Source organism: Pseudomonas sp. GW-45 (assembly GCF_056896675.1).
This window is the reverse complement of sequence record NZ_CM167674.1, coordinates 1876295-1899834: the sequence shown is the minus strand read 5'-3', so window position 1 is coordinate 1899834 and position 23540 is coordinate 1876295. Positions and strand designations below refer to the sequence as shown.

General features: G+C 55.0%; 22 protein-coding genes. 20 read left to right on the top strand and 2 right to left on the bottom strand.

Annotation, left to right across the window (positions count from 1 at the left end):
- The first annotated feature begins 20 nt into the window (after positions 1 to 20).
- The 15 genes from leuB to AC1XYH_RS08575 all read left to right on the top strand — a co-directional run bounded on the left by leuB (position 21) and on the right by AC1XYH_RS08575 (position 16794).
- The gene (gene leuB, locus AC1XYH_RS08645) at positions 21 to 1103 is read left to right on the top strand and encodes a 3-isopropylmalate dehydrogenase (protein ID WP_483326174.1); all 1083 of its coding nucleotides are present in this window, start codon (positions 21 to 23) and stop codon (positions 1101 to 1103) included.
- Positions 1104 to 1182: 79 nt separating this feature from the next.
- On the top strand, positions 1183 to 2295 hold the full coding sequence (asd, locus tag AC1XYH_RS08640) for an aspartate-semialdehyde dehydrogenase (RefSeq protein ID WP_483326173.1): 1113 nt from the start codon (positions 1183 to 1185) through the stop codon (positions 2293 to 2295).
- A 104-nt stretch (positions 2296 to 2399) separates the two neighbouring features.
- The gene (locus AC1XYH_RS08635) at positions 2400 to 3410 is read left to right on the top strand and encodes an aspartate-semialdehyde dehydrogenase (protein ID WP_483326172.1); all 1011 of its coding nucleotides are present in this window, start codon (positions 2400 to 2402) and stop codon (positions 3408 to 3410) included.
- A gap of 177 nt (positions 3411 to 3587) precedes the next feature.
- The gene (locus AC1XYH_RS08630) at positions 3588 to 6473 is read left to right on the top strand and encodes a motility hub landmark protein FimV (protein ID WP_483326171.1); all 2886 of its coding nucleotides are present in this window, start codon (positions 3588 to 3590) and stop codon (positions 6471 to 6473) included.
- Positions 6473 to 7333 carry a tRNA pseudouridine(38-40) synthase TruA gene (gene truA, locus AC1XYH_RS08625; RefSeq protein WP_483326170.1) on the top strand — a complete coding sequence of 287 codons (861 nt, stop codon included), beginning with the start codon at positions 6473 to 6475 and terminating at the stop codon, positions 7331 to 7333. Before AC1XYH_RS08630 ends, truA begins: the two co-directional genes overlap by 1 nt.
- Before the next feature lie 59 nt (positions 7334 to 7392).
- Positions 7393 to 8007, top strand: coding sequence for a phosphoribosylanthranilate isomerase (locus AC1XYH_RS08620; RefSeq protein WP_483326169.1), 615 nt, complete (start codon positions 7393 to 7395; stop codon positions 8005 to 8007).
- Positions 8000 to 9217: a tryptophan synthase subunit beta gene (trpB, locus tag AC1XYH_RS08615; RefSeq protein ID WP_483326168.1), complete on the top strand. Its 1218-nt coding sequence runs from the start codon at positions 8000 to 8002 to the stop codon at positions 9215 to 9217. Before AC1XYH_RS08620 ends, trpB begins: the two co-directional genes overlap by 8 nt.
- Positions 9218 to 9227: 10 nt before the next feature.
- Entirely contained in the window at positions 9228 to 10031 is an 804-nt protein-coding gene (gene trpA, locus AC1XYH_RS08610; RefSeq protein WP_483326167.1) for a tryptophan synthase subunit alpha, read from the top strand.
- Positions 10032 to 10090: 59 nt separating this feature from the next.
- Positions 10091 to 10987: an acetyl-CoA carboxylase, carboxyltransferase subunit beta gene (gene accD / locus AC1XYH_RS08605; RefSeq protein ID WP_483326166.1), complete on the top strand. Its 897-nt coding sequence runs from the start codon at positions 10091 to 10093 to the stop codon at positions 10985 to 10987.
- Positions 10987 to 12276 (top strand): bifunctional tetrahydrofolate synthase/dihydrofolate synthase, encoded by a 1290-nt coding sequence (folC, locus tag AC1XYH_RS08600; RefSeq protein WP_483326165.1) that lies wholly within the window; start codon positions 10987 to 10989, stop codon positions 12274 to 12276. Before accD ends, folC begins: the two co-directional genes overlap by 1 nt.
- Positions 12269 to 12871 (top strand): SPOR domain-containing protein, encoded by a 603-nt coding sequence (locus AC1XYH_RS08595; RefSeq protein ID WP_483326164.1) that lies wholly within the window; start codon positions 12269 to 12271, stop codon positions 12869 to 12871. The genes folC and AC1XYH_RS08595 overlap by 8 nt, the downstream gene beginning before the upstream one ends.
- Before the next feature lie 135 nt (positions 12872 to 13006).
- Positions 13007 to 13489 (top strand): CvpA family protein, encoded by a 483-nt coding sequence (locus AC1XYH_RS08590; protein ID WP_483326163.1) that lies wholly within the window; start codon positions 13007 to 13009, stop codon positions 13487 to 13489.
- A 54-nt stretch (positions 13490 to 13543) separates the two neighbouring features.
- Positions 13544 to 15049: an amidophosphoribosyltransferase gene (gene purF / locus AC1XYH_RS08585; protein ID WP_483326162.1), complete on the top strand. Its 1506-nt coding sequence runs from the start codon at positions 13544 to 13546 to the stop codon at positions 15047 to 15049.
- 51 nt (positions 15050 to 15100) lie between these two features.
- Complete coding sequence (locus AC1XYH_RS08580) at positions 15101 to 16309, top strand: O-succinylhomoserine sulfhydrylase (protein ID WP_483326161.1); 1209 nt, start codon at positions 15101 to 15103, stop codon at positions 16307 to 16309.
- A gap of 188 nt (positions 16310 to 16497) precedes the next feature.
- Complete coding sequence (locus AC1XYH_RS08575; protein ID WP_483326160.1) at positions 16498 to 16794, top strand: ComEA family DNA-binding protein; 297 nt, start codon at positions 16498 to 16500, stop codon at positions 16792 to 16794.
- A 44-nt stretch (positions 16795 to 16838) separates the two neighbouring features.
- Here the strand turns inward: AC1XYH_RS08575 and AC1XYH_RS08570 are convergent, their stop codons facing one another.
- Positions 16839 to 18269, bottom strand: coding sequence for a methyl-accepting chemotaxis protein (locus AC1XYH_RS08570; RefSeq protein ID WP_483326159.1), 1431 nt, complete (start codon positions 18267 to 18269; stop codon positions 16839 to 16841).
- Between the two features lie 192 nt (positions 18270 to 18461).
- Between AC1XYH_RS08570 and rnd the strand changes: the two genes are divergently transcribed.
- The 5 genes from rnd to AC1XYH_RS08545 all read left to right on the top strand — a co-directional run bounded on the left by rnd (position 18462) and on the right by AC1XYH_RS08545 (position 23104).
- Positions 18462 to 19610 carry a ribonuclease D gene (gene rnd, locus AC1XYH_RS08565; RefSeq protein WP_483326158.1) on the top strand — a complete coding sequence of 383 codons (1149 nt, stop codon included), beginning with the start codon at positions 18462 to 18464 and terminating at the stop codon, positions 19608 to 19610.
- Positions 19607 to 19900 (top strand): YcgL domain-containing protein, encoded by a 294-nt coding sequence (locus AC1XYH_RS08560; RefSeq protein WP_483326157.1) that lies wholly within the window; start codon positions 19607 to 19609, stop codon positions 19898 to 19900. Before rnd ends, AC1XYH_RS08560 begins: the two co-directional genes overlap by 4 nt.
- A 140-nt stretch (positions 19901 to 20040) precedes the next feature.
- Positions 20041 to 20460, top strand: coding sequence for a MarR family winged helix-turn-helix transcriptional regulator (locus tag AC1XYH_RS08555; RefSeq protein WP_483326156.1), 420 nt, complete (start codon positions 20041 to 20043; stop codon positions 20458 to 20460).
- Positions 20461 to 20496: 36 nt separating this feature from the next.
- Positions 20497 to 21555 carry an HlyD family secretion protein gene (locus AC1XYH_RS08550; RefSeq protein WP_483326155.1) on the top strand — a complete coding sequence of 353 codons (1059 nt, stop codon included), beginning with the start codon at positions 20497 to 20499 and terminating at the stop codon, positions 21553 to 21555.
- Between the two features lie 10 nt (positions 21556 to 21565).
- The gene (locus tag AC1XYH_RS08545; RefSeq protein ID WP_483326154.1) at positions 21566 to 23104 is read left to right on the top strand and encodes a DHA2 family efflux MFS transporter permease subunit; all 1539 of its coding nucleotides are present in this window, start codon (positions 21566 to 21568) and stop codon (positions 23102 to 23104) included.
- A 13-nt stretch (positions 23105 to 23117) separates the two neighbouring features.
- On the opposite strand, the gene AC1XYH_RS08540 is transcribed toward AC1XYH_RS08545, so the two are convergent.
- Complete coding sequence (locus tag AC1XYH_RS08540) at positions 23118 to 23519, bottom strand: NINE protein (protein WP_483326153.1); 402 nt, start codon at positions 23517 to 23519, stop codon at positions 23118 to 23120.
- Between the last annotated feature and the right edge of the window lie 21 nt (positions 23520 to 23540).

The following is a 23540-nucleotide window of genomic DNA, read 5'->3' as shown; positions in this document are numbered from 1 at the left end:
CGCTCTATGGAGAGAAGTACATGAGTAAACAGATTCTGATTTTGCAGGGCGACGGTATTGGTCCTGAGATCATGGCTGAAGCGGTTAAAGTGCTGAACCTGGCCAATGAGAAGTATGAGCTGGGTTTCGAGCTCTCGTCTGGCGAACTGGGCGGTGCTTCTTACGATAAGTACGGCGTACCACTGGCTGATGAAACATTGGAGCGTGCGCGCAAAGCTGATGCCGTGCTGTTGGGTGCCGTGGGCGGCCCCAAGTGGGACACGATTGATCCGGCACTGCGCCCTGAGCGCGGCCTGCTGAAAATTCGCTCGGAGCTAGGTCTGTTCGGTAACCTGCGGCCGGCCATTCTGTATCCGCAGCTGGCCGAGTCATCCACGCTCAAGCCAGAAGTGGTCTCAGGTCTGGACATTCTGATCGTGCGCGAGCTGACCGGCGGTATCTACTTTGGTCAGCCACGAGAGAGGCGCGTACTGGCCAACGGCGAGCGCCAGGCCTACGACACCTTGCCCTACAGTGAGAGTGAGATTCGCCGCATCGCCAAGGTAGGTTTCGACATGGCCATGGTGCGCAATAAAAAGCTCTGTTCGGTCGACAAAGCCAACGTGCTGGCCTCCAGCCAGTTGTGGCGTGAGGTGGTTGAAGAGGTGGCCAAGGATTATCCCGAGGTTGAGCTGTCGCACATGTACGTCGATAACTGCGCTATGCAGCTAGTGCGTGCACCCAAGCAGTTTGACGTGATTGTGACCGACAATATGTTTGGCGACATTCTCTCAGACCAGGCCTCCATGCTGACGGGCTCGATTGGCATGCTGCCCTCGGCTTCGCTGGACGTAAATGGTAAGGGCATGTACGAGCCTTGCCACGGGAGTGCGCCAGATATCGCGGGTAAAGGCATTGCCAATCCGCTAGCGACCATCCTTTCGGTCTCGATGATGCTGCGTTACAGCTTTGGCCAGACGCAAGCCGCTGATGCGATCGAGCAAGCGGTCAGTCTTGTGCTGGATCAAGGGCTACGTACCGGCGACATTTATTCCGAGGGATGCCGCAAGGTTGGCACTGCTGAAATGGGTGATGCCGTGGCCGAGGCCCTGAAAAACCTGTAATCTGTCTGATTATTCGAAAACGCCCGGCTTAGCTCGGGCGTTATTGTCTTTGAATTTGTTACCCCACGGGGGTGTTGTTATGAAGCGAGTTGGTCTGGTTGGTTGGCGTGGCATGGTTGGTTCCGTGCTGATGCAGCGTATGCGTGATGAAAATGATTTCGCCGAGATCGATCCGGTGTTCTTCACTACCTCCAACGTGGGTGGCAAAGGGCCGGATATTGGCAAGGATGTTCCCGCGCTCAAGGATGCCTTCGACCTAGAAGCTCTCAAGCCCATGGACGTGATCATCACCTGTCAGGGTGGTGACTACACCAAGGAAGTTTACGCCAAGCTGCGCGCCGAGGGCTGGAACGGCTATTGGATTGATGCGGCCTCCACACTGCGCATGGAAGACGACGCGATCATTGTGCTTGACCCGGTCAACCGCCGTAACATTGATCAAGCGCTACGTGATGGTGTTAAAACCTACGTGGGCGGTAACTGCACTGTCAGCCTCATGCTGATGGGTCTGGGCGGCCTGTTTGAGCATGGGCTGGTCGAGTGGATGAGCGCCATGACTTATCAGGCGGCTAGTGGCTCGGGCGCACAGAACATGCGTGAGCTTATTAACCAAATGGGCGTTATTCATGGTTCGGTTGCTGAGCAGTTGGCTGATCCGGCCAGCGCGATTCTGGAAATCGACCGCAAAGTAGCTGCAACCCTGCGAGATGACGCTTTCCCGGCTGAGCACTTTGGCGTGCCGCTGGCGGGCAGCTTGATCCCATGGATCGATAAGCAGCTGCCTAATGGACAGAGCCGCGAAGAGTGGAAGGCACAGGCTGAGACCAATAAGATCATCGGTCGCAGTGCGCGCCCGATCCCGGTCGATGGTATCTGCGTGCGTGTCGGCGCCATGCGTTGCCACAGTCAGGCACTGACCATCAAGTTGAATAAAGATGTGCCGCTGGCAGATATCGAAGGCCTGCTCGCTGCGCATAACCCTTGGTCGCAAGTAATACCCAATACCAAGGAAGCTACCTTGGCGGGTCTGACTCCAACAGCAGTGACTGGCACTCTTAATGTGCCGGTGGGTCGTCTGCGTAAACTCAATATGGGTTCGCAGTACCTGTCTGCCTTTACCGTAGGTGATCAGTTGCTCTGGGGCGCGGCTGAACCGCTGCGTCGCATGTTGCGTATTCTGCAGGAAGGTTGAGGCGTTAACGCCGTTCGGTTCGATAAGAACTGATATGGGGCACCCCTGACTAGGTTGGGGGTGCCCTTTGTCTTTTTAGTGAATTCAAATACTGGTTGGTAATTATGAGTAAGAAAGTAGGCGTTGCGGTTGTTGGTGTGAGCGGATTAGCGGGAGATATGCTGGTCAGCGTACTGGAAGACGACACCTTCGCCTTCACTGACCTCTACCTTGTAGAGGCTGACGACGATGCTGGCGAGCGCCGCATGATCAAAGGCCAAAGCATGCGGGTGGAGCCCATCTCGCGTTTCGATTTTAGTAAGGTTGCTGTGGTGGTGATGGCTGGCGATGCAGCCTTTGCGCAGCAGTGGGCGCCTGCTATCCGCGCCACCGGCGCAGTTATAGTTGACGCCACTGGCGGTTTGGGCGGCAAGCCGATAGTGGCCGAAGTTAATCCACAAGCGTTGGCGTCTGCAAAGGAAGCGGGCGTTGTCAGTTCGCCAGATAGTCAGGTAGTGCAAAGTGCAATAGTGCTCAAAGCGCTCGCCGACCTGGCACCACTGCAGCGCGTAAGTATCTCCACTTACCAATCCATGTCTACCCACAGCCGTGGTGCGGTCGAAGCGTTGGCGATGCAAACAGGCAAGCTGCTCAATGGACAGCCTGCTGAAAAAAGCCTGCTCGATAAGCAAGTAGCCTTTAATCTTCTGCCTTGCGTCAGCGAGTTGGACGAGGCGGGCGCAAGTCGCGAAGAGCGTGCTCTGACGGCGGGTGTGCAAGCCTGCCTGTATGCACCAAGCCTTCCGGTATTGGTTAACGCTGTATTGGTGCCGGTTTTTTACGGGACTGCGCAGATGATGCAGGTGACCTTCGCTGCCGCTCCTGATGTAAAGCGGATTGGTAACATGCTGCGTCGTGTGAAGGGTATTAAAGTGCTGGATAAGCCAACTGCGGGAGGATTTCCTACACCGGTAACCGACGCAACGGGCAGCGATGTTGTTTGGGTTGGTCGTATTCGAGCGGACGCAGCCGAACCGAACACTATTCATTTATGGATTGTGTCTGATAATCTTCGGAAAGGTGTCGCAATTAACAGTCTTATGGTCGCCGAGTTATTGATAAAAGACTATTTGTAATCGATACTTGCTAGTGTTTTTGGATTAAGCGGTTTAGGTTTGTCCATGCAAACCCTGTTTGGATTCAGCGGTTGCTGGTTGCCTCAGACTGGATGGGGGATTTTTGTTGTAAGCCAGTCTGAGCACGGCAGGGTATGTTGAGGCGTGAAAAAACGATAAAAGCAAAGGATTTTCGCTATGGTTCGCAAACTGGTTATAGCTGTCGCCGCAGCAAGTGCCTTGATGTCCACAGGAATGGTGCAAGCATTGGGAGTAGGCGACATCAACCTGCGCTCATCGTTAAATCAGCCCCTGGATGCTGAAATAGATCTGCTCCAAGTTCGAGATCTATCCAGCCAAGAAATTCGCTCGATGCTGGCCTCGCCAGACGACTTTGGTCGTGCAGGTATAGAACGAAGCTTCTTCCTGACCGATCTCAAGTTTACGCCGGTAGTTAAGCCTAACGGTAAATCGGTCATACGAGTTACTTCAAGCCGACCAGTCAACGAACCCTATTTGAACTTCCTTATGGAAGTACGCTGGCCCTCTGGCAAAGTACTGCGTGAATTCACCGTGTTACTTGATCCGCCGTTGTACCAGCCTGCCACCGTTATCAGTAGCCCGGTGACGGCGCCTTCCAGTTCTTCAGCTCGAATTACCCCGCCTCAGCCGACCATCGCTCCAGCGCAGCCACGCGGTAGTAGCCCCTATCAGCAGCCAGCTGCACAGCAGGCCGCCGCACCTCAACGCAGTTCCACAGAATGGCGCACCAATCGCGCTGACACCCTGTGGGAAGTCGCGCTGAAATCACGACCCTCCGGTGCCAATGTGCACCAAACGATGTTGGCCATCCAGGATCTGAATCCAGACGCCTTCATCAATGGCAACATCAACCAGTTAAAGTCTGGTCAAACTCTTAAGTTACCGACCAGCGAGCAAGCGCTTAGCCGCAGTGGCAGTGCTGCCGTTGCAGAAGTTGCAGCGCAAAATCGTGCCTGGAAGGAAGGTCGGTCAGCTCCGGTCAGTGCGGCGGCTAGCGAGCCGAGCGCTCCTCAGCTTGACGCACGTCAGCGCGAAAGCGCGGGCAACGCTCCTGAGCAGGTAACGGGTGAAGACTCTTTGCGTCTAGTTTCCGGGGAAGATGAAAAGACTGGTGATGGCACAGGTGATGGCTCGGCCGACAGCGATAACTCTGCCCAGTTGCGCGACTCGCTGGATCGCACTAAAGAGCAGCTTGATGCTGCTGAGCGTGAAAAGACCGAAATGGGTGAGCGCTTAGGTGACGTGCAGGGCCAGCTGGAAACGTTGCAGCGTCTGCTTGAACTGAAAGATGCCCAGCTTGCAGCATTGCAGCAGGAAATCAGCACCAGTGGCCAAAACAGTGAGCTTACAGCTGAACCGCAAGCTGATCTTGAAGAAATCGCAGCATTGGAACAACAACAGGTCGATGCTGCTGGTGATATGGCGCCTCCGGAAGCAAACGCTCAACCTGATGACGGCGCGCCAATTGCTGATGGCGAAGCTAGCGACGCAGCGGATGCGGACAACGAAGCTGAGATGGTTTCTGAGCCCGAGACCGCTGCAATGGCTGACGCTGAAGCTGAGTCAGCGATAGATTCTGAAGCAGACGAAGTTGTTGCTCCCGCGCCGGAAATGGCAGAAGTGGAGACTGAAGCGCCTGCCACGGTAGAGACCGCTGAGCCCGAGGCAACCGCAAAGGCGGAATCCTTGCTCGAGCGTATGATGCAAAATCAAATGCTGTTGATCGGTGGCGGTATTGTTTCGATTCTGCTGCTGTTGATGGTGTTGATGGCAGTGTCCCGCCGTAATGCTCGTCGTGAAACCGAGATGGCAGATAACTTCATTGCTAATGCCGCGGATAACCATAACGGGAATCTGGCAGCTGACGAATCTGATGATTTTAACGTCGCATTGGCTGCTGAGCTGGATGACGCAGGCATTGCGGCTGATCCGCTGACTGAGGCCGACGGTCTGTTGGCTTACGGTAAGCCGCAGGAAGCTCACGCTGTGCTGTTAGCAGCGCTAGAGAGCGAGCCAGAACGTACTGACTTGCGCCTTAAACTGCTCGAAGTAGAAGGCATGCTGGAGAACGCAGAAGGTTATCGCGCTCAGCATGAGGCGCTGCGCGCTGCAGGCACCGTAGATAATCAGGTCGACGCCATGGATGCGCGCTTCCCCTTGATGGCTGCTGCAGTAGCAGGTGCAGCAGCGGGTATGGCATACGGCGCGAGCGAAGAGGACGATATCTCTTTCGATGTCCAAGATGTGCAATCGCAGCCCCCGTTCCAAGCCGATGTAGTCGAAGAAGAAGATATGGACTTCGATTTCAGTGAGTTTGAAATGGGAGAGGCTGAGGCATCTACTGCTCAGCCAGACGTTACCGCGAAAGCTGACTCAGACGCTGACTTTGATCTTGATTTCGATTTGGACGATACCCTTGCCGCTCAGGATCTGCAGGGCGCTACCGAGCCCAACTCAAATGTTGAGAGTGCTGCTGTCGAGCTCGACGCATCACTGGATTTTACTGAGTTTGAAAATCTGGGTACGGCAACCGAAGCACAAGCAGGTGAAAGCGCGCTGGATGATGACTTTGACTTGTCGCTGACAGACGAGCTACAGACCGAGAGTCTCAAGGCCGATTTTGATGCTATCGACTCTAAAGAAGACCTCGCGGCCGACGATTTCAGCTTGTCAGAAGATGATCTTGCTGACTTTGAGGTGGAGCTGGACGAAGTGGCAGGCGATGCGGAGCAAGCCGATGTGGCGCTCCCTCTGGATACGCTGGAGCTTACAGAGGACAACACTGCGGCAACTGAAGATGATGACTTTCTGTCGCTTGATAGCTTGACGGAGGAGCCGGTGGCGGGTGACCTGGACGAAGACGACGAGTTTGATTTCCTCTCGGGGACGGATGAAAGTGCGACCAAGCTTGACCTGGCCCGTGCTTACATCGATATGGGTGATAGTGAAGGTGCTCGCGACATCCTTAACGAGGTGGTCGAAGAAGGTAATGAGCAGCAAAAGACCGAAGCCCGCGAAATGATGGAGCGTTTGACGGATTGATGGATGTTGACCAGTTCGAATCAGCGGCCGCCCCTGGGGCGGCCGCTGTTGTTTCAAGGGTGGCTGCTTGCGTGGAATATCGCGGCACTGCTTACCGTGGCTGGCAGCGTCAGAAGTCCGGGGTGCCCAGCGTCCAGGAAGCAGTTGAAAAAGCACTGAGCAGAGTCGCGAATCATCCTGTCCAGGTTTTCTGCGCTGGGCGTACGGATGCTGGCGTGCATGCCTCTGGGCAAATCATTCACTTTGATAGCGACGCCGTGCGTACACCACGCAACTGGATTCATGGCGCTAACGCGAATCTGCCTGCAGATATCTCGCTGAGTTGGGTGCAGCCCATGGGTATGGATTTTCATGCGCGGTTCTCTGCCATGGCACGTCGTTATCGTTACGTTATCTATAACGATCCGATTCGTCCTGCGCACTTGGCTCATGAAGTTACCTGGAATTACCGGCCACTGGATTTAGCCGCCATGCGCCAGGCCGCAAGTGCATTGCTGGGCACCCATGACTTTACTTCTTACCGTGCAGTGGGTTGTCAGGCTAAGTCGCCGATCAAGACCATTCACCATTTGGAGTTGCTGCAGTACGGCCGGTTTATCGTGCTGGACATCCGTGCCAGTGCTTTCTTGCATCACATGGTACGTAATATTGCCGGAGTGCTGATGCAAATCGGGTGTGCTGAGCGTCCGGTGAAATGGGCGCAGCAGGTGCTTGATGCGCGCGACCGCGCCGCAGGAGGGCTGACAGCGCCTGCCTACGGGTTATATCTGGTTGATGTTACTTACCCTGAGCAATTCGACTTGCCGCATCGCTATCTGGGGCCACACTTCCTGTCGGCGCTGCCGGATGTGGCGAACTGACGCCTGCGGTGCTATCTGCTACTATCGTTCCCTTGTCGAATTAAGGTACCAACGCTCATATGGCGCGTATTAAAGTCTGCGGTATTACCCGGGTTGAAGATGCTTTGGCTGCTGCGCATGCTGGCGCGGATGCGATTGGCTTGGTGTTTTATACGCCCAGCCCGCGCGCTGTAACGCCAGCTCAGGCCGCTGCTATCGTGGCTGCCTTACCGCCGTTTATTACCAGTGTTGGGCTTTTTGTCGACGCTGATGCGGCCTATGTGCGCGAGGTGCTTGCACAGGTGCCGCTGGATCTGCTGCAGTTTCATGGTGACGAAGATGCCGATTACTGCGATCAGTTTGAGCGACCGTACCTGAAAGCGGTCAGAGTGCGCGCGGATCAGAATTTAGCAACGGTTGCAGCAGCATGGCCAAAGGCCCAGGGTATTTTGCTGGATAGTTATAAAGCAGGTGTTCCTGGCGGCACCGGTGAAGTATTTGACTGGACTCTGGTGCCACGCGAGCGCCGATGGAATTTAGTTCTAGCCGGCGGCTTGACGGCAGACAATGTTGCTCAGGCGATTGCTGGGGTCGAGCCTTGGGCGGTGGACGTCAGTGGTGGCGTTGAGCTTGCCAAGGGCATCAAGGATGTCGAGAAAATTAATGCTTTTGTTCGAGAGGTGAGGCGTGTCTGAGTTCAGTAAAACTGATTTTTCTGCGGTCCCCGATGCGCGTGGGCATTTTGGCCCCTATGGCGGCCGCTTTGTCTCCGAAACGCTAATGGAAGCGCTGGATGACCTGGAAAAACTCTACCGAAAACTATCCCAGGATCCCGCATTTCAGGCCGAATTTGATTATGACTTAGCGCACTATGTTGGTCGCCCATCGCCGCTCTATTTAGCTGAGCGCCTTACTGCCAAAGTAGGTGGGGCGCAAATCTACCTCAAACGTGAAGACCTTAATCACACGGGCGCGCACAAGGTAAACAACACCATCGGACAAGCTTTGTTGGCCAAGCACATGGGCAAGCCTCGGGTGATTGCTGAAACCGGTGCTGGGCAACATGGTGTTGCGACTGCCACGGTCGCAGCGCGGCTGGGGTTGAAATGCCAGGTTTACATGGGGGCAGAAGACGTCAAGCGCCAATCACTCAATGTGTATCGTATGAAGTTGCTTGGCGCGGAGGTGATTCCAGTCACCTCCGGTTCTAAGACACTAAAAGATGCAATGAACGAGGCGATGCGTGACTGGGTAACTAATATCGACGATACCTTTTATATCATCGGTACCGTGGCGGGTCCGCACCCCTATCCGGAGCTGGTTCGTGATTTTCAGTGCGTGATTGGGCGCGAAGCGCGTGCACAATGTCTGGCTCAGGCTGGTCGCCTGCCTGACGCACTGGTGGCGTGTGTCGGCGGTGGCTCCAACGCCATCGGCTTGTTCCATCCCTTCCTGAATGACGACAGCGTAAAAATGTACGGGGTTGAAGCAGGTGGTCACGGCATATCAACCGGCCAACACGCGGCGCCGCTAAGCGCGGGTCAGCCTGGCGTATTGCACGGCAATCGCACGTATCTGATGTCGGATGAAGCGGGCCAGATAATTGAAACTCATTCGGTTTCTGCCGGTTTGGATTACCCCGGTGTTGGCCCTGAGCATAGCTGGTTAAAAGATCTCGGCCGAGTGGATTACGTTGATGCGACCGATGAAGAAGCGCTGACTGCTTTCCGTGAACTGACTAAAATTGAGGGCATCATGCCAGCGCTTGAGTCCAGCCATGCCGTCGCCTATGCGATGAAACTGGCAGCCACCATGCGTCCCGATGAGATTGTGGTCGTCAACCTGTCCGGTCGCGGTGACAAAGATATTCATACTGTCGCCGGGATTGACGGCATCAGCATTTAACGAGATTTACATGAGCCGAATCAAAGATTGTTTTACTGCCTTGCAGGCCGAAGGTCGCAAGGCGTTGATACCCTATATCACCGCTGGCGACCCTACACCCGAGGTCACATTGCCGTTGATGCACGACATGGTTGCGGCCGGCGCGAACATTATTGAGCTGGGCATTCCATTCTCTGATCCGATGGCTGACGGTCCGGTCATTCAGTTGGCGATGGAGCGCGCATTGGCGCATCACGTCAGCCTCCAGCAGGTGCTGGACATGGTGCGACGCTTCCGCGAGGATGACGACATAACTCCGGTCGTATTAATGGGATATTTGAATCCCGTTGAGCGCATGGGTTACGCCGTATTTGCCGAAGCAGCAGCCAAGGCGGGCGTTGACGGTGTGTTGACGGTAGACCTGCCGCCCGAAGAGGCACGCGATGTATTGCCAGTATTCAAGGCGCATGGATTGGACAGTATTTTTCTGCTGTCACCGACGACAACCAAAGAACGTGCTCGGCTCATTTGTGAGCAGGCTAGCGGTTATATCTATTATGTTTCATTAAAAGGTGTGACTGGGTCCAGTGCTTTGAACGTCACCGAAGTAGCAAGCAGGTTAGAAATGCTGCGCACGGTGACCGATTTGCCGATTGGTGTTGGCTTCGGTATTCGCGATGGCGCCTCAGCGGCGGCAGTAGCAGCAGTGGCGGATGGCGTTGTGGTTGGCTCGGTACTGGTTAACCAGATTGCCAGTCACGCTGATCAGCCAGAGCTAGCACGCAAAGGTATTGCAACGATCATCGGCGACATGCGCAGCGCAATGGACCGGTAAAGATTGAATCATTTAGCCCTAGGGCTGATTGACCAGAATAAACAGATTAAGGAATGACGATGAGCAATTGGCTGGTGGACAAACTGATTCCTTCCATCGTGCGCTCTGAAGCACAAAAGAGTAGCGTGCCTGAGGGGTTGTGGCGCAAATGCCCCTCATGTGAGGCGGTGCTTTATCGCCCTGAGCTGGAAAAGAACCTGGATGTCTGCCCCAAGTGCAGTCATCACTTACGCATCAACGCCCGTCGTCGCCTGGATATCTTTCTGGATGAAGGCGAACGCAGCGAAATTGGAGCTGAGCTAGAGCCAGTCGATCGCCTCAAGTTTCGTGACAGCAAAAAGTACAAAGACCGTCTGACTGCTGCACAGAAAGATACTGGTGAGAAAGACGCATTGGTTGTTATGCAAGGCAAACTTAAAGGGTCGCCCATCGTTGCCAGCGCCTTTGAATTTAACTTCATGGGCGGCTCAATGGGCAGCGTGGTTGGCGCACGCTTTGTTCGCGGCGCGGAAGTTGCGTTGCGTGAGCGTATTCCTTATGTCTGTTTTTCTGCTTCCGGCGGCGCCCGTATGCAAGAAGCGCTGTTTTCTTTGATGCAGATGGCCAAGACGAGTGCCGCGTTGGCTCGCCTAAAAGAAGAGGGTATTCCCTTTATCTCGGTGATGACTGACCCTGTTTACGGTGGTGTGTCTGCCAGCTTGGCGATGCTTGGCGACCTGAACGTAGCTGAGCCAAATGCATTGATTGGCTTCGCTGGTCCAAGAGTTATCGAGCAGACCGTGCGTGAAAAACTGCCAGCAGGTTTTCAACGCAGTGAGTTTCTGCTGGCCCATGGTGCGCTCGATATGATCGTCGCCCGCAGCGAAATGCGCGATCGTTTGGCTAGCATGCTGTCCATTTTCACCAACTCACCTGCACCCGCCGTCGAAGACGAAGCAGAGCAAAGCGAGGTCTGATGTCGCAGCGCAGTCTTTCCGAGTGGCTGACCCGGCTCGAAGGGCTGCACCCGAGCGAAATCGATATGGGCCTGGCGCGCGTGCGCCAGGTTGCCGATCAGCTTGGCTTGCTACAGCCCGCGCCTTTGGTTTTCACGGTTACCGGCACCAACGGCAAGGGTTCTACTTGCGCTGGCCTGGAGTCCTTGCTGAGAGCAGCCGGCCAAACCACTGGCTGTTACACCTCCCCACACCTTTTGCGGTACAACGAACGGGTACGCATCAATGGCGAAATGGTCAGCGATGAGGCCTTGTGCGATGCTTTTGCGGCTGTGGATCAGGCCCGCGGCAGTGTTTCTCTCACTTACTTCGAGTTCGGCACCTTGGCGGCCCTCTGGTTGTTTAAAGCGGCTCAGCTTGATGCGGTGGTTCTTGAGGTGGGTCTGGGCGGCAGGTTAGACGCCGTTAACGTAGTCGATGCCAATGTTGCTGTGGTGACTAGCATCGGCCTGGATCATCAGGAATACCTAGGCGACACGCTAGAGTCGGTGGGCTTCGAAAAAGCCGGAATTTTGCGCGCTGGGCGCCCGGTGATCAGCGGTGAGCTGGATCTGCCTGTTAGCTTTATGCAACGAGTCAACGAGCTTGGCTGCCCACTTTTGCAGCGCGGCAGAGATTTCGGCTGGCGGGCGCAAGACGAGGGCGTGTGGGATGTGTTTGCACTGGTCGACTCACAACCCGTTGAAAACCTTGGAATGCCATCAGTATCTTTGCCGCGCGACAACCTGAGTGTGGCGCTTCAGGCCTTCCTGCAAGCGGGTTTGTATTTGCCTGAGACTGAACTCAGACGCGCGTTGACTCAAGCCAAGGCGCCTGGCCGCCTCGAGTTTCGGCAGATCACTTGGCGCGGCCAAGCACGGCGGCTTTACCTTGATGTTGGCCACAACCCGCATGCCGCGCGTTTTATGGCAAAAGCGCTGGCAGCGCAAAACGTTGCGCGTGTTGCGGTGTTTGGTTTGCTGGCAGATAAAGACCTTGCCGGCGTGCATGAGCCGCTCATATCACTGTTTGAATCCTGGTATGTGACGCCGCTCGAGAGTCCGCGCAGTCGTCCGGCTGCACAGCTTGCCGGCTATCTGGCGGGGCAGGGCGAACGAGTCCATGAGTGCAACTCGATAGCTGAAGCCATAGCGCGCGCACTGGATGACTCTGACGTTGATACTGAAATTGTTATTTTCGGGTCGTTTTTCTCCGTCGCTGCCGCCATACTCTGGTTGTCTGAAACGTCCGGAGTACTGATTGATGGATGAAGGTCTGAAACAGCGCATCATCGGTGCCCTGGTACTGGTTGTTGCCGCCGTGGTGTTTTTGCCGATGCTGCTGTCCGGGCAAGACGAAACCGTGGAGGTGGTGGTCGATGTGCCGGAAGAGCCGACTCTAGATCAACAACCGATAGCATCGGCTGAGCCGGTTGAACTACCCGCAACGCCTCAGGTAGCGAGTATTCCTGCGGCAGGTTCTGGCGAGGCTGCACCTCAGCCGGAAGATCAGCCAGCGCTGGTCACTGCGCCTGAGGCGGCGGACGAGGTCGAGCCTGAAGTCCCGCAAGCGGCTGAGCCCGTGGCGGCTCCTGAGCCCAAAGCCGCGGCAACGGGAGACTGGGTAATTCAGTTGGGTAGTTTCTCCAGCAACAGCAACGCTGAAGGCTTGAGCGAGACTTTGCGTACACAAGGCTACAACTCGTACACGCACTCGGTCACAGTCCAGGGTAAATCTATTACCCGGGTCTACGTTGGCCCTCTGGCAAGCCGTGATGCGGCTAGCCGCTTGCGCGATGAGTTAGCCAGTAAGCGCGGTAGCAAAGGCTTGGTCGTCGCTTATGACGCTGACAGCGGCCGAGGCTAATGGGTGACGGCAGGGTTAAATTGGCGTTCTCATTTCTCAACAGAGACTAAAAGAAGGTTGCGGCAAGTTTGCTGTTTCGATGCCCTTTGCTGCTCTGCTAGAATACCGCTCTTTGCGTAACAGGGTGCCGTGACCGTGTCGTTTACCTGGGTTGATTGGGCTATCATCGCCACCATTGTAATATCGGCCCTGATCAGTTTGACCAGAGGCTTCGTCAAAGAGGCTCTGTCGCTGGTAACCTGGATTCTTGCAGGTCTGGTTGCTTGGTTGTTTGGCGGTGCGCTGGCTGAATTGCTGGCTCCCTACATAGATACGCCGTCGCTGCGAGTGATCGCAGCCTGCTCTATCCTTTTCATACTGACATTGCTGCTGGGTGGCTTGATCAATTATTTGATCGGTCAACTGGTTAAAGCGACCGGCCTGAGTGGTACTGATCGCTTTCTGGGCATGGTATTTGGTGCCGCGCGGGGCGGGCTGCTGGTAGTGGTCATCGTTGGTCTATTGAGTCTGGCCCCGGTCGAAGCGGATACCTGGTGGCGTGAGTCAGTGATGATTCCTCATTTCTTATTAGTGGCGGACTGGTCGAAGAATTTTATTCTGCAACTGGCTGGCCGCTAACCCGGCGTTGGCGCCGGACGTTTTTCACATACTCAACGAAAAAGGTGTTTAGGCATGTGTGGCATTGTTGGCATAGTGGGCAAATCGAACGTCAATCAGGCGCTCTATGATGCCTTGACTGTCCTGCAGCATCGCGGCCAGGACGCCGCCGGCATTGTGACCTGTGACCGGGGACGGTTGTTTCTGCGCAAGGATAACGGTCTGGTTCGTGACGTTTTTCATCAGCGCCACATGCAACGCTTGGTTGGCAACATGGGTATTGGCCATGTGCGATACCCTACTGCTGGTTCGTCCAGCTCTGCCGAGGCACAACCGTTTTACGTCAACTCGCCATACGGCATCACGCTGGCGCATAACGGTAACCTAACCAACGTAGAGCAATTGTCTCGCGAAATTTACGAGTCTGATTTACGCCATGTGAACACCACCTCTGACTCCGAAGTGCTGCTCAACGTATTCGCCCACGAGTTAGCTCGTGGCGGCAAACTGCAGCCTAGCGAAGAAGATATCTTCAATGCCGTGCGTGCAGTGCATGCGCGTTGCCGTGGCGGCTACGCCGCAGTGGCCATGGTTACTGGTTACGGCATCGTCGGCTTCCGCGACCCTAATGCCATTCGTCCTATCGTTTTCGGCAAGCGCGAGACTGAGAACGGTGTGGAGTACATGATTGCTTCTGAAAGCGTATCGCTGGATGTACTTGGCTTTGATTTGATCCGCGACCTGGGCCCAGGCGAAGCGGTCTATATCACCGAGAAGGGCGAACTTTTCACCCGCCAGTGTTCTACCCATCAAGAGTATTCGCCGTGCATTTTCGAGCATGTGTATCTGGCGCGTCCAGACTCGATGATCGACAAGGTGCTGGTATATAAGGCTCGTCTGCGCATGGGCGAGAAGCTGGCCGAGAAGATCGAGCGTGAGCGGCCTAATCACGGTATCGACGTGGTCATCCCGATTCCCGATACCAGTCGCACCTCGGCGGTTGAATTGGCTAACCATTTGGGCGTGAAATTCCGCGAGGGTTTTGTCAAAAACCGCTACATTGGTCGCACCTTCATCATGCCCGGGCAAGCTGCGCGCAAAAAGTCCGTGCGACAGAAGCTAAATGCAATTGATCTGGAGTTTCGTGGCAAGAACGTGATGCTAGTAGATGACTCAATTGTCCGCGGCACCACCTGCAAGCAGATCATTCAAATGGCCCGCGAGGCAGGTGCTGCGAATGTCTACTTCTGTTCGGCTGCTCCTGCTGTGCGTTACCCCAATGTATACGGGATTGACATGCCAACCGCGCATGAGTTGATCGCCCATGGCCGTACCACGGAAGAAGTGGCTGAATTGATTGGCGCCGACTGGTTGATCTATCAGGATCTTGAAGACCTTATTGACGCAGTGTCCGAGGGCAATCCGGATATCAAACGCTATGATTGCTCAGTATTTAATGGCGAATACGTTACGGGCGACGTCAGTGACGTTTATCTCGGCAAGATTGAGCAGGCGCGCAATGACTCAGCCAAGTTTACTGCCGAGAGCGACAACGAGATCATGGGTCTGCACAACAATTGATAGTAACGGCTCCGCCCAGATAGCTTGGGCGCAGGACGCGAGGCTTTTAGAATGACGCAAGAATGGGAAGCAGGCCGGCTCGACAGTGATCTGGAAGGCGTCGGATTCGATACGCTGGCGGTACGCGGCGGACATCGCCGTACTCCCGAGGCAGAGCACGGTGAGGCATTGTTTTTGACGTCTAGCTACGTGTTTCGTAGCGCGGCAGAGGCTGCGGCCTGTTTTGCCGGTGAGTCAGAAGGTAATGTTTACTCACGCTACATGAACCCCACAGTACGCACCTTTGAGGAGCGTATTGCGCTGATGGAAGAAGCCGAGCAAGCCGTAGCGACTGCCTCTGGCATGGCCGCCATTCTGGCCACGGTCATGAGCTTGTGTTCCGGTGGCGACCATATTCTCGTGTCGCGGAGCGTATTTGGCTCGACTGTTAGCCTGTGCGAAAAGTACCTGAAGCGCTTCGGCGTGGAGGTGGATTATGTGCCCCTCTCCGATATCAGCGCGTGGCGTTCAGCGTGCAAGCCCAATACACGGATGATGTTTCTTGAGTCGCCCTCCAATCCGTTGGCCGAATTAGTAGATATTCGTGCCCTCAGCGAGGTGGCCAAGCAACAGGGTGCTTTGCTGGTGGTGGATAATTGTTTCTGTACCCCCGCACTGCAAAAACCCTTGTTGCTAGGTGCCGACATAGTCGTGCACTCGGCAACCAAGTACATCGATGGTCAAGGTCGTTGTCTTGGTGGCGTCGTTGCCGGGCGCAAAGAGCACATGCAGGAGTTGGTCGGTTTTCTGCGCACGGCAGGGCCCACGCTTAGCCCTTTCAACGCTTGGGTCTTTCTTAAAGGACTGGAGACGTTGCGCCTGCGGATGCGTGCCCATTGTGAGGCTGCGCAGGTCTTGGCCGAATGGCTTGATCAGCAGCCAGAAGTAGAACATGTGTACTACGCTGGTTTGCCGAGCCACCCTCAGCACGAGCTGGCGAAGTCGCAGCAATCTGCTTTTGGCGCGGTTGTCAGCTTTGAGCTCAAGGGTGGGCGCGAGGCCGCTTGGCGCTTCATTGATGCCACGCGATTGCTGTCGATTACTGCGAATTTGGGTGACAGCAAATCGACTATCACTCATCCGGCAACCACTACGCATGGTCGGCTAACGCCAGAAGCGCGTGCGGCTGCTGGGATTCGCGACGGCTTGATTCGGCTGGCGATTGGCCTGGAGGAGGTTGTCGATCTTAAGGCTGACCTGCAGCTTGGTTTGGACGCGTAGCGTTGAACTAATCATCTAGACAAATGCGATTGGCTTCACATTCAAGGCCGGCCGGGTTTTTACCCCGCCGGCCTTTGTTTTAGGGTTGTCTGTGCCGCAGGGATGGCGGTCCAGTGCTGCTGAAGTGATTTCCTTCAGTGCGGCAAGAGGTACTGATAAAACAAGCCCCTAATGATAAGGAGAGTCACATGCGTAAACTCGTTACTGCTTTGTGTTTGATCATGTCCTGCTATTGCATGGCCCCCGCATTCGCCGACGAAGTTAATCCTAGCCCGGCTGCACCTATGGTCAGCGTGAATATCAATACCGCCAGCGCAGATGAAATTGCCGAGGTGTTGCAGGGTGTAGGCGCCGCCAAGGCCCAGGCGATAGTGGATTATCGCGAGCAAAACGGTGATTTTACTTCAGTAGATGCCGTCTCCGCCGTTAAAGGTATTGGTCCAAGTACCTTAGCCAAGAATGGTGATCGCATCACATTGCAATAAGCGGTCTGGCATGCATGAAACGGCCCTACGGGGCCGTTTTTAGTTCACGCCTTGAGTTGACTGACTGAAAGCTTCAGCTGATGCGCCAACTTCGCAAGTTGATCGCTGGTTGCTGCGCTCTGCATGGTCTGATCAACCGTGCGCTCGGTCACATCGCGAATCTCCACAATACTCTGAGTAATGGCATCTGCTACCTGGCTTTGCTGCTCTATAGCTGAGGCAATCTCCCCGTTTCCGCGGTTGATCTGGCTGACTGCTCTGGCGATTTCGTGCAGTGAATCGCCAGCCTTGGCTACTTGGGCCACCGAGTCGTGGGTCAGGCCGGCACTGGCCTGCATATCTTTCACGGCTGCTTGAGTGCCGCTTTGCAGCGCTTCGATCATGCGCTGAATATCGTCAGTTGAGCTCTGTACCCGCTGCGCTAATGCCCTTACCTCATCGGCTACCACAGCAAAACCACGACCGGATTCACCCGCACGGGCTGCTTCGATTGCGGCGTTTAGTGCTAGCAGGTTGGTTTGCTCGGCAATACTGCGAATGACCCGTACTACGCCGCTAATGTCTTCACTATTGGCTGCCAAGGTCTGCATATGCTGGGTGCAACGTTCGATGCTAGTGGCCAGCCCGGTTATCGTTTTGCGCACCTGTTCTACCTGATCGCGGCCGCCGCTCGCCAGCGTGTCGGCTTGCCTCGATTGGTCGCGCGTCGCAGAGGTGTTGCCAGCGATATCTTGCACAGTGGCGCTCATTTCATTCACCGCAGCGGCAACCTGATCGGTTTCTCCCTGTTGTTGCACCATGCCGTCGCGTACCTGGCTCATCAGACCAGCCAGACTGCTTGCGCCTTGATCTAGCTCAAGTGAGGCTTGGCGAACTGCAGCAACCACTTGCTGCTGTGCCTGTTGCATAGCGTTGAATGCGGAAGCCATTGAGCCGACTTCATCGCGAGTCGTGACTTTTGCTCTTAACGTCAGGTCACCGGTTTGCTGCACCTGGATCATACTGTCACGCAAACTGAGAATGTGGCGGGTGATGAATAGAATCAGCAACTGAGACACCATGAGGACCAACAACATCAACCCCATGACCGCCAGCGCGTAAACTGGCGACCGTTCCAGGAGTAGATCAAGATAGTTTTGATGTTCTACCGCCAGAGCGCGTCCCCCCTGTAGCCAAACGCCTTGCACGCCAGCGGCTTGAGTTGCATGCAGGTCATTGGCTGCACGCCAGACTGGCGTCAAACTCTTGGTGCCTAGTTCAGCGGTGTCGTTTTTTAGCCAGTGCAGCCCCGGAAGCGAAGGGTTGGCGCCTGACTCGTCAGCAATCAACGCTTCGCCCAGCTCCATACGTTGAACCTGTATGCTGCCTTGCTCAACCCACACTGCCACCAGCACCAGCAACAAGGAGGCGATGAAGGCCACGCTGTTAACCGCCCAAAATTTGTACTTAAGTGGCAGGTGCTGAAGAAATCGCATGCGTGCTCCAAGTTTGCAGGGAAATCGGGGATTATTTGCAGCACGGGCGTGCGGCAACACCAAGTATGTCAAATACGCTCTCCTTATCGATTGATCCTGATCAAACTTGATCGCTCTATTCAGTGAAAGCAGGCCGGGGCAGCGCAGTTTTAGATCAGTTATACTCACGGCAATTTATCGAAAAGGCTTCCCATGACTAGCCCGCTGGTTCCACCGCTGATGATCGACCGCAACGCTGACCTGGCATCCTGGTGCGCACATTGGCTGACGTTGCCCTATGTTGCTGTTGATACCGAGTTTGTCCGCACCGAGACCTTCTATCCGATCGCTGGCCTTATTCAGATCGGTGACGGTAAGCGTGCTTATCTGATTGACCCGCTGGAAATAACTGACTGGGCGCCGTTGGTCGAGTTGCTACAAGCGCCGAATGTGGTCAAGGTTTTGCACGCATGCAGCGAGGATCTCGAGGTTTTCTCCCGCTTGTGTGGCGCCTATCCCTTACCGTTGTTCGATACGCAGCTGGCCGCCGCTTTTTTGGGTATGGACTTTTCCATGGGGTATTCACGGCTGGTCAGCGCGCAGTTGAATATTGACCTGCCTAAAGAAGAAACCCGCTCTGACTGGTTACAGCGGCCCCTGAGCGACGCGCAAATTGAGTATGCGGCGCGTGATGCGCAGCACCTGGCTGAGCTGTATGAGCTGTTGGCGCCGCGCATAGCCGAGGCCGGCGTTGAAGAGTGGTTATTCGCTGACACGGCTGAACAGGTCGCAGGCAGTGGCCAAGTGATTGACCCAGAGTTGGCTTATCAACAAGTGAAACAGGCTTGGCGGCTGAATCCGGCGCAATTGGCGATTCTGCAACGTTTGGCTTTTTGGCGTGAAACCGAGTCGCGTGAGCGTGATCAAGCGCGTAATCGCTTGGTACGCGAACGCGCGCTATGCCCATTGGCGCAACAACAGCCCGATAACTTGCAAGCCTTGTCCCGTATAGAAGACATGCATCCGCGCACGGTGCGTCATGATGGCGAGACCTTGCTGCAGCTTATTCGCGAGGGCCAGGCCGCCGATCCACAAGATTATCCCGAACGTTTGCCAGAGCCCTTGCCAGCAGCGGCTAACCGATTGCTTAAACTCATGCGCAAGATAGGTTCGGCTGAAGCGGAGCGGTTAAATATTGCTCCTGAAATAATGCTGCGCAAAAAGGTGATCGAAGCTATGTTGCGCACCGGTTACCCAAACGGGCCTTATTACTTGCCGGCGGAGCTCGTTGGTTGGCGTCGGGAGTTGCTGGGTGAAGCGCTGCTGAAAGTGGCTAACGCTGAAGCAGAGGAGCCAGTATGAAAGTGCTGTGTTCGATTTATCGCAGCACTAAAAAAATGGGTATGTACCTCTATGTGCCGCGCGAGAAAGGTTTGTCTGAGGTGCCTCCTGAGCTAATGAAATTGATTGGTCGGGCCGAGCATGCGATGGACATGATATTGACCGAAGAACGTAAGCTCGCGCAGGAAGATATCCTCAAGGTTTTGGCCAATTTGCGCGAGCAGGGCTACCATGTGCAAATGCCGCCGCAGGAGGATGACTACATCATGCATCTTCCGGATGAGCTTTTAACCCGCAACGACCCAATCTAAAGCCGCATCTCCCCTAAAAACTGCTTTTTTATATCCTGCTGTGCCAATTGGCCGCAGCAGGGTATCCAATCTGTAATTGACCCCAGCAAAACGCCAGACATATAGTACGCCTTACTTACTATATGTATTCGGTGCTTTTTGTGGATAAATCCTGGTTGCCCATCATCGTTGCCGATGTGAACCGCTTGGTGCGTAAAGCCTTTATTGCCAACCGTGAAGCGGATGGCTTGACGCAAGAGCAGTTCCGCACGCTGGTTCATCTTTCTCTGCGCGAGGGTATTCGTCAGGTTGAGTTGGCGGAAATCCTGGAGATCAAGCCGATTACTCTCACAAGGGTGCTAGACCAACTTGGCCAGGCGGGCTTGATCGAGCGCCGTCCTGCACCGAGCGACCGACGGGCTTATCAGCTGTTCTTGACGGATGCCGCTAAACCGCACCTGCAGAGCTTTGAGGTGCTCAACGACGAAATATCCCAGCGCATGACCGCCGGCTTGAGTGACGCCGACGCCGAGCAGTTGCTACGGCTGTTGCGGCATGTGCATGCGCAGATGGGTCAGTGACTTTTCTTTGTATAAATTGAAACGGAAGCCGTATTCATGACCGACTCTGCAGCAAGTCCAGACGCGCCAGCGCGCAGTAAACGTGGTCGCCGTTTGGTTTTACTGGTGGTGATGCCGCTGGTATTGCTGGCGACAGTAGTAGCTGTCTATCTGCATGGTGGGCGTTACGTTACAACCGACAATGCTTATGTGCGAGCCGACAAAGTGCCGATCAGTGCTGAAATTTCCGGTCGTGTTGAGCAGGTGCTGGTGGCGGAAAACCAACATGTTGCTGTGGGTGCCCCGCTGTTTCGTATTGACTCTGCGCCATTTGACATCGAGGTGGCCAAGTCTGAGGCGCATCTTGGTCAAGTCCGCGCCGATTTGGCTGCTTTACAGGCCAGTTACCATGAAACCCAGGCTCAGATGGTGTTGCGTCAGAGTCGCTCGGCCTTTAGTCAGAAAGAAGAGCATCGTCAGTCGAGGTTGCTGGATAAGCAGTACATTTCGGCAGCCACCTTTGATACCGCCAGACAGGCGAGTGACGTCGCAGCGCAGGAAGTGAAAGTGTTGGAGCAGGAGCTCAAACGCATGACTGAGATGCTAGGCGGCAGCGTTGACGCGCCCGTGGAGGTGCATCCCAGTTTCAAGGCGGCCCAGGCCGAATTGGATGATGCCTTGTTGAATCAGCAGCGCACTTTGGTCCGCGCATCCATTCCGGGCGTAGTGAGCAATTTACCTAAGCCAGGCCAGTACGTTTCTGCTGGCAGCATGGCATTAGCGCTGGTGGGATCAGATGCGCCCTGGGTTGAGGCCAATTTTCCGGAAACTGATCTGACTTATGTACAACCGGGGCAGGAGGTTGAAGTACGTATCGATATCTATCCTGACCGGGTTTGGCACGCGACAGTGGAAAGCCTCAGTCCGGCGACTGGTTCCGAGTTCTCGGTAATACCGGCGCAGAACGCAACAGGCAACTGGGTAAAAATAGTGCAGCGGGTGCCGGTGCGTATTCAGTTGCAGATGGAGGAGGGTGGCCCACCGCTTTTGGCCGGGCTGAGTACTGAGGTCGAGATCGACACCGGGCATCGCCGCCAGCTATCCGATTTGCTGTGACAAGCATGTCATGAGTGCCGAAATCACGCCCAGTGCGAGCCCTGCTCAGCGTTTACTGATTACCCTGTCAGTGATGCTGGCGACCATTATGCAGGCGCTCGACACCACCATTGCCAACGTGGCGTTGCCGCATATGCAGGGCGCCATGGGAGCTACTCAGGATCAGATATCCTGGGTACTCACCTCCTATATTGTGGCAGCCGCTATCTGTATGCCGCTTACCGGGATTCTTAGCGCTCGCCTGGGCCGTAAACGCTTGTTTATGGGTGCGGTAATCGGGTTTACCTTGTCTTCGATGCTTTGTGGTGCAGCGCAAAGCCTGGAGCAGATTGTCATGTTTCGCTTGTTGCAGGGTGTTTTTGGCGCCTGCCTGGTCCCGTTATCGCAGTCGGTGTTGCTGGATACTTATCCGCCCGAAAAACACGGCTCGGCGATGGCCCTCTGGGGTGTCGGCGTGATGGTTGGCCCTATTCTCGGTCCTTCGCTCGGAGGGTTGCTGACCGAGTATTACAGTTGGCGCTGGGTGTTTTATATCAATCTTCCGCTGGGAATATTGGCCTGGTTTGGATTGGTGGCATTCCTGCCGGAAACTGAGACCAATAATACCCGCCGTTTTGATCTGCTCGGTTTTTTGCTGTTGGCGCTGGGTATTGGTGCGTTGCAGATGATGCTGGACCGAGGTCAATCTCTTGATTGGTTTGCCAGTCGTGAGGTCATTCTTGAAGCACTGTTAGCCGGGCTGGGCTTCTATCTATTCATTAGTCATATTCTCACTAGCAGACAGCCCTTCATGGAGCCCGCGATGTTTCGAAATCGCAACTTCAGTGTTGGGCTTATCTTTATCTTCATCGTCGGTATTATTCTGTTGGCTACCATGGCGCTATTGCCGCCGTTTCTACAAAACCTGTTGGGTTATCCGGTGGTTGATGTCGGCATGCTACTGGCTCCGCGTGGGGCGGGAACCATGGTCGGTATGCTATTGGTAGGGCGTCTGTCAGGGCGTGTTGATGAACGGCTAATGATAGGCGCAGGCCTGCTGCTGACGTGTGGTTCGCTCTGGGAAATGAGCGGTTTCAACCTGAATATTGCCGCCTTCGATGTGGTGCGTACAGGGGTTGTTCAAGGCCTGGGGTTGGGTTTGATCTTTGTGCCGCTGTCTACCTTGACCTTTTCTACTCTGGCGCCGAGCTATCGTAACGACGGTACCGCGCTTTTTAGTCTGGTGCGCAATATTGGCAGCAGTATCGGCATTTCCGTCGTCGTGACTTATCTAGCGCAGCGCACCCAGATCAACCACGCAGCTTTTGCCGACTATATAAACCCCTTTAGCCTCGCACTGCGGCATGCAACGGAGCTGGGAGCGTACGATATTCAATCTACTGCTGGCCTAGCGGGATTGAATCGAGAGCTTAATCGACAAGCGGCTACTTTGGGATACTTGCAGGATTTCCGCTTGATGATGTGGATCGCGCTCTGTGCTTTCCCGCTGCTGTTCTTGTTACAGCCGAGCAACCGGCAGCTGCGGAACGCTGCGGTTGTCACGGAATAAATTAGTTATGTGCTTACCAATCGCGCTGCATATTTTTCACCGAAATTTGTTCGTTTAGCGTCCAGTAGTCGTAAAGGATGCCAATACCAAACAAGCCAACAGTGAAGAAGTAGATGATGGCGCTGATCCATTTGCCCATGTAGAGGCGGTGAGCGCCAAAAATACCGAGAAAGGTCAGCAGAATCCAGGTCAGGTTAAAGTTGATTGGACCGGTGCGGAACCGTCGATCAGCGGTACGGTCCATCGAAGGGATGAGGAAAAGGTCGACAATCCAGCCTATGAAAAAAAAGCCCAGCGTGAAAAACCAAAGTGTGCCAGTAACAGGTTTGCCATAGTAAAAACGATGAGCCCCCATGAAGCCGAATATCCAAAGTAGATATCCGATTGCCTTGCTGTGTGTGTCCGAATAGGCCATTGGGTGTGCTCCTCCGCTCCA